The organism is Achromobacter sp. D7-1 (assembly GCF_059760445.1).
The window spans coordinates 1-5,874 of the sequence record NZ_JCBAMT010000156.1; the positions used below are offsets into that span (position 1 = coordinate 1).

6 protein-coding genes are annotated in these 5,874 nt (G+C 65.9%); 4 read left to right on the forward strand and 2 right to left on the reverse strand.

What is annotated here, in order from left to right:
- Positions 1 to 39: 39 nt before the first annotated feature.
- Entirely contained in the window at positions 40 to 1,041 is a 1,002-nt protein-coding gene (locus AC6LKD_RS32375; RefSeq protein ID WP_492274789.1) for a hypothetical protein, read from the reverse strand.
- A 221-nt stretch (positions 1,042 to 1,262) separates the two neighbouring features.
- Here AC6LKD_RS32375 and pyrG point away from each other — a divergent pair, with 221 nt between their 5' ends.
- The 4 genes from pyrG (at position 1,263) to ftsB (ending at position 5,176) form a co-directional block, all read left to right on the forward strand.
- Positions 1,263 to 2,915 carry a CTP synthase gene (gene pyrG, locus AC6LKD_RS32380; RefSeq protein WP_013392287.1) on the forward strand — a complete coding sequence of 551 codons (1,653 nt, stop codon included), beginning with the start codon at positions 1,263 to 1,265 and terminating at the stop codon, positions 2,913 to 2,915.
- Positions 2,916 to 3,118: 203 nt separating this feature from the next.
- Positions 3,119 to 3,403, forward strand: coding sequence for a DUF1330 domain-containing protein (locus tag AC6LKD_RS32385; RefSeq protein ID WP_013392289.1), 285 nt, complete (start codon positions 3,119 to 3,121; stop codon positions 3,401 to 3,403).
- Positions 3,404 to 3,407: 4 nt separating this feature from the next.
- The gene (gene eno / locus AC6LKD_RS32390; RefSeq protein WP_013392290.1) at positions 3,408 to 4,694 is read left to right on the forward strand and encodes a phosphopyruvate hydratase; all 1,287 of its coding nucleotides are present in this window, start codon (positions 3,408 to 3,410) and stop codon (positions 4,692 to 4,694) included.
- Positions 4,695 to 4,762: 68 nt separating this feature from the next.
- Positions 4,763 to 5,176, forward strand: a complete 414-nt coding sequence (ftsB, locus tag AC6LKD_RS32395; RefSeq protein ID WP_013392291.1) for a cell division protein FtsB — start codon at positions 4,763 to 4,765, stop codon at positions 5,174 to 5,176.
- A 36-nt stretch (positions 5,177 to 5,212) separates the two neighbouring features.
- On the opposite strand, the gene AC6LKD_RS32400 is transcribed toward ftsB, so the two are convergent.
- Complete coding sequence (locus AC6LKD_RS32400) at positions 5,213 to 5,872, reverse strand: TadE/TadG family type IV pilus assembly protein (RefSeq protein WP_498118529.1); 660 nt, start codon at positions 5,870 to 5,872, stop codon at positions 5,213 to 5,215.
- Positions 5,873 to 5,874: the final 2 nt, after the last annotated feature.

Here is a 5,874-nt window from a genome sequence, read left to right on the forward strand (position 1 = left end):
GGCGTGATGCCCGCGGCCTTTTTTGTGGGCGAGGCGGGCTCAGCCTTGCGGCGTGGCGGCCTTGGCGCCGCGGTACAGCGCAAGGCGGCCTATCAGGCAGCCCAGGACCAGCAGCGCGCCGTAGGCCAACAGCGTCATGGCGGCGGCCGCATGGGATTCCGAGGCGCGGATCAACTGGCCCCAGGTCATCGCCCGGACGACCAGGAATCCTATGCCTATGCCCAGCGCCTGGGCCAACCAGAATGCGATGGTGCCGTGGGCGACGGCCCGTCCAAACCGGGCCGTGCCAATTGGATGCGGCAGGGTTTTCAGGCAGACCAGGGCGCACAGCGCCAGCAGGGCCGCGGGCAGGACCAGGTAGCCCAGCGCGAATTCGGTCCAGCCTGCACCCGGGGCCTGCATCTGCAGGAAACTGCCCACCGAGATGGAAACGGTCAGTTGCCAGACCAGCACGGTCAGCGCGGTCACCCAGGCGGCGTGGCGCCGTTCGTAGGCGGGGCCGCCGGCAGGGCCTGCGGGCTGCACGGTCCAGGCGGCAATGCGCACGATGACGCAGATGCCGATGATCTCCAGCACGATGCTCACGAGCTTGGTGATGATGTTCAGCGTCAGGAACTGCCCGATCATGCCGAAGCCGAGCCGTTCCTGCAGCATGTCGCGGTTGTCCATGACGAAGCGCATCAGCGTGTTCTGCAGGAAGGCCATGCCCGCCGCCACGGCCAGGGTATAGAGCAGGAACAAGGCAATGAAGGTGCCGTACAGCTTGCGGGGTTCGTCAACCGCCGTGGTGTCATGGCGCGCCAGCCAGCCGCGCATGGCCCCCCAGGTGGTCAAGCCGGCGATCGCCGCGCCCGCGACGATATGGGCCAGGAGCGGCGCCAGGAACTGGGGTTGGCTATACATGTCCTGCAAGTGCTCGTAGCGGGGCAGGGCGAGCAGGCTATAGGACTGGACCAGCGCGGAGTAGGCCAGCCGCAGGAAAACGGCGGTCAGCGCGAGGCGCCAGGCGAGCGAGTACGAGGATCGGGCGGGATCGGTCATCGGCGGAGAGAGGAAGTGTTGAGAAAAAACAGCAGCCGGAAAAATAGGGATCGAACATAGCACGGCGCTGCGCCGCGCCACACAACGCGATGGCCCTTGCGGCAATTCGAGTGCTGCCAAATGTTACGCCCTGGAGCTAGGGGAAAACCCAAATAAGCTCCGCCTCCCGGCTATAATCCAAATTTCCCGCACGCGCCCGCTCGTCCCGGGTGCTCATTACGATGACCAAATACGTATTTGTCACCGGCGGTGTGGTGTCTTCCCTGGGCAAAGGCATCGCCGCTGCGTCGCTCGCCGCCATCCTCGAGTCGCGTGGCCTGCAAGTCACCATGCTGAAGCTCGACCCGTACATCAACGTCGATCCGGGCACCATGAGCCCGTTCCAGCATGGCGAGGTGTTCGTCACGGAAGACGGCGCCGAAACCGACCTGGACCTTGGCCACTACGAGCGTTTCATTTCCGCTCGCATGCACAAGGTGAACAACTTCACCACCGGCCAGATCTACGAATCCGTGCTCCGCAAGGAGCGCCGCGGCGACTACCTGGGCAAGACTGTCCAGGTCATTCCGCACATCACCAACGAAATCCAGGACTTCATCGCCCGTGGCGCCGAAGCCGGCTGGAACGGCAACACCGACGTCGCGATCGTTGAGATCGGCGGCACGGTCGGCGACATCGAGTCCCTGCCGTTCCTGGAAGCCGCGCGCCAGATGAGCCTGCGCATGGGCCGCAACAATGCCGCCTTCGTGCACCTGACGCTGGTGCCCTTCATCGCGTCGGCCGGCGAACTCAAGACCAAGCCGACCCAGCACTCGGTGCAGAAGCTGCGTGAAATCGGCATCTACCCGAATGCGCTGCTGTGCCGCGCCGACCGCCGCATCCCGGACGACGAGCGCGCCAAGATCTCGATGTTCTCCAACGTGCCCCTGGACGCGGTCATCTCCGTCTGGGACGCTGACTCGATCTACAAGATCCCGGCCATGCTGCACAAGCAGGGCGTGGACAACATCGTCTGCGAAGCGCTGGGCCTGACCCCGCCGCCGGCCGATTTGTCCATGTGGGACAACCTGGTCGAGGCGCTGGAGCACCCGCAGCACCAGCTCACCATCGGCATGGTCGGCAAGTACGTCGACCTGACCGAGTCGTACAAGTCGCTGACGGAAGCGCTGGTCCACGCCGGCATCCACACGCGCTCGAAGATCAACATCGAGTACATCGACTCGGAAGACATCGAAACCCGCGGCACCGACCAGCTCAAGCACCTGGACGCCATCCTGGTTCCGGGCGGCTTCGGCAAGCGCGGCACTGAAGGCAAGATCGCCGCGATCCGCTACGCCCGTGAAAATGGCGTGCCTTACCTGGGCATCTGCCTGGGCATGCAGCTGGCCGTCATCGAGTTCGCGCGCCACGTCGCCGGCCTGGGCGGCGCCAATAGCACGGAATTCGACCCCTCGGCGCCGCACCCCGTGGTGGCCCTGATCACCGAGTGGATGGACCGCGAAGGCAAGGTCGAAAAGCGCGACAACTCGTCCGACCTGGGCGGCACGATGCGCAAGGGCGCGCAGCGCGTGCCGATCAAGCCGGGCACCCGCGCGCAGACCATCTATGGCGACGAAGTGAACGAGCGTCACCGCCATCGCTACGAGGTCAACAACGTCTACGTGCCGCGCCTGGAAGAGGCCGGCATGGTGATCAGCGCCCGCACGCCGACCGAGAACCTGCCGGAAATGATGGAATTGCCCGATCACCCGTGGTTCGTGGGCGTGCAGTTCCACCCCGAGTTCACGTCCACTCCGCGTGACGGCCACCCGTTGTTCAGCAGCTATATCCGCGCCGCCATCGAGCAGAAGGCTCGCCGCGGCCAGGAGGCGTAATGCGCGCCTGCGGTCTGGAGTTCCGTAAGCGGATCTTCGGGACCGCGGGCCGCCGCCCCAGCGCCGCCCTGTACGGCGGCGCTGCTTTCGGATACAACCAATTAGCATCGGATATGCGTCGCCCGGCCGCCTTGCGCGACACTGGCGGCGTCGCTGTATCCGGCGTCAGACCGAAACCAACGCAACTGCTCTGAAGGAACCCCATGAGTGCCTACCTCATCGCCGACGTCTCAGTGACCAAGCCCGCGCAGTACGAGGATTACAAGCGTCTGTCCACGCTCGCGATGCGCGCGTACGATGCGAAGATCCTGGTGCGCGGCGGCGATTCCAGGCACCTCGAGGGCCGTGAACCTGGCCGTACCGTCGTCATGGAATTTCCGTCCATGACCGCGGCCCAGGCTTTCTACGACTCCTGGCAGTACCGCCGCGCCCGCAATGCCCGCGAAGGCGCGGCTGTCATGAATATGTTTATCGTTCAGGGAATGTAAAGTCATGAGTGCTATCGTCGATATCATCGGCCGCGAGATTCTGGATTCGCGCGGCAACCCCACCGTCGAATGCGATGTGCTGCTGGAGTCCGGCGCCATGGGCCGCGCGGCCGTGCCGTCGGGCGCGTCCACCGGCGCGCGCGAAGCCATCGAGCTGCGCGACGGCGACAAGAGCCGTTATCTGGGCAAGGGCGTGCTGCGCGCCGTCGAGAACCTGAATACGGAAATCTCGGAAGCCCTGATGGGCCTGGACGCCCAGGAACAGACCTTCGTCGATCGCACCCTGATCGAGCTGGACGGCACCGAATCCAAGGAACGCCTGGGCGCCAACGCCATCCTGGCCGCTTCCATGGCCGTGGCCCGCGCCGCCGCCGACGAATCGGGCCTGTCCCTGTACCGCTATTTTGGCGGCAGCGGCCCCATGAGCATGCCCGTGCCGATGATGAACGTCATCAACGGCGGCGCGCACGCCAACAACACGCTGGACCTGCAGGAACTGATGATTCTGCCGGTGGGCGCGGGCAGCTTCCGCGAAGCCCTGCGCTGGGGTGCCGAAGTCTTCCACATGCTCAAGAAGCTGATCCACGGCCAGGGCATGTCCACGGCCGTGGGCGACGAGGGCGGTTTCGCGCCCAACGTGCCCAGCCATGAGGCCGCCATCCAGCTGATCCTGAAGGCCATCACCGAAGCCGGCTACGAGCCGGGCACGCAGATCGCCCTGGGCCTGGATTGCGCCAGCTCCGAGTTCTACCGCGACGGCAAGTACACGCTGGCCGGCGAAGGCGGCATCTCGCTGTCCTCGCAGGAATTCACCAACCTGCTGGCCACCTGGTGCGACAAGTACCCCATCATCTCGATCGAAGACGGCATGGCCGAAAACGATTGGGAAGGCTGGAAGCTGTTGACCGACCAGTTGGGCAAGAAGGTGCAACTGGTGGGCGACGACCTGTTCGTCACCAACACCAAGATCCTGCGCGAAGGCATCCAGAAGGGCGTGGCCAACTCGATCCTCATCAAGATCAACCAGATCGGCACCCTGACCGAGACCTTCGCCGCCATCGAAATGGCCAAGCGCGCCGGCTACACCGCCGTGGTGTCGCACCGTTCGGGCGAAACCGAGGACTCCACCATCGCCGACATCGCCGTGGCGACCAACGCGATGCAGATCAAGACGGGTTCGCTGTCCCGTTCGGACCGCATGGCCAAGTACAACCAGCTCCTGCGCATCGAGGAAGAGCTGGCTGAAGTCGCGTCGTATCCGGGCCTGGAAGCTTTTTACAACCTGCGTTGATGAGAAGCGCGGCTCCAGGCGCAAGCCCGGGGCCGCATCCACGCCACGACTGCTGAGGGTTTCCGCGTATGCGCCTGTTGTTCCTGGTGCTGTTCGTGCTGCTAGGCCTGATCCAATACCCGCTGTGGCTGGGTAAGGGCGGGTGGTTCAAGGTCTGGGATCTGCAACGCCAGGTGGCGGAGCAACGCGAGACCAACGAAGGCCTGCGCGCGCGCAATGCCGCATTGGAAGCGGAAGTGCGCGACCTCGAAGGCGGCTCCGGCGCCATCGAGGAGCGCGCCCGCGGCGAACTGGGCATGATGCGCGACGGCGAGGTGTTCGTGCACATCCTGCCGCAGAACACCCCGGCTCCGGCGGGCGGCGCCTCGCTGGCTGCCGATGCCGCGGCCAAGCCGGCCACGCCCGCGCGCGCCAGCGCGCCGGCTACCCGTCCGGCGACTGCGGCTCCCAAGCCCGCCAATCAGGCCAACGCCCGGCACTGAGCGCCGGCCGCCGTTCCTGTTCATCCCACATTTGGTTCAGCCGCAGCGCATGCTGCGGCAATCGCCGTACACGATGCCGGCGGGTTGCGGCATTCTGCGCGCCCAATCCGCCGGGTGCGACTGCATCTCCATTTCCAGCTCCATGCGCAAGGGCAGCAGGCCCCTGGCCTGCGCGTTGCCGGCGTAGCTGTCGACGTCGGGACCCAGCGCGGCCAGCAACGCCCGCAAGGGCGGCAGCAGCGGCTTGTGCAGATAGGTCAGGCGCAACTTCAAGGTATTGGCCTGGAAGATACTCTGGCCGCCTGGGCGCGGCGGCCGGCGCGCATGCTGCAGGTCCTGGTAGGCGTTGTCGATGACGCGCAGGCCTTCCGCCGCGGACACCTTGAGGTCCGGGCGGGTGTGTTCGCGGAACGATTGTTCGTCGGGCAGCAGGACTTCGATGCGCCAGGGATGGGTGCCTGAAATGGCTGTCAACGCGGCCTGCTCGTCATGCTGGCGGCGGCGGGCGCCTGCCTGGCCTTGCGCGTCGGCGTGCAGCGGCAGCAGCGCCTGCAGAAAGGCCGTCCGCATGCGCGCCGGATCGCCATGCGCAGTGGCGCCGGCGCGCGCAGCCTCCATCAGTGCCAGATAGGCCATCTGGCGCACGCCTTGCCAGCGGGCGACCTCGATCGCCAGCAGGCCCAGCAGCAGCACCAGCG